Origin of the sequence: Pseudomonas sp. SIMBA_067 (genome assembly GCF_046534675.1) — a bacterium.
Taxonomy (GTDB): Bacteria; Pseudomonadota; Gammaproteobacteria; order Pseudomonadales; family Pseudomonadaceae; genus Aquipseudomonas; species Aquipseudomonas putida.
The window spans coordinates 1-249 of sequence record NZ_JAWRYH010001002.1 but is presented as its reverse complement, the minus strand read 5'-3'; the positions used below and the strand labels follow the sequence as shown (position 1 = coordinate 249).

Below are 249 nucleotides of genomic sequence, written 5' to 3'. Positions count from 1 at the left end.
GCTCGGCCACACCGATGGCGTAGCTGACCTGCACCTGGCACTGGCGCGCCAGGCCGGCGGCCACGATGTTCTTGGCCACGTAGCGGGCAGCGTAGGCGGCCGAACGGTCGACCTTGGACGGATCCTTGCCCGAGAACGCGCCGCCACCGTGCGGGCAAGCGCCGCCGTAGGTGTCGACGATGATCTTGCGGCCGGTCAGGCCGCAGTCACCTTGCGGACCGCCGATGACGAAGCGGCCGGTCGGGTTGA

General features: G+C 70.3%; 1 protein-coding gene. It reads right to left on the bottom strand.

The window, feature by feature from the left end; translation table 11 throughout:
* Nucleotides 1-249, bottom strand: a 249-nt coding sequence (locus tag SB765_RS32235; RefSeq protein ID WP_410932844.1) for a methionine adenosyltransferase domain-containing protein, incomplete at both ends; no start/stop codon positions are given.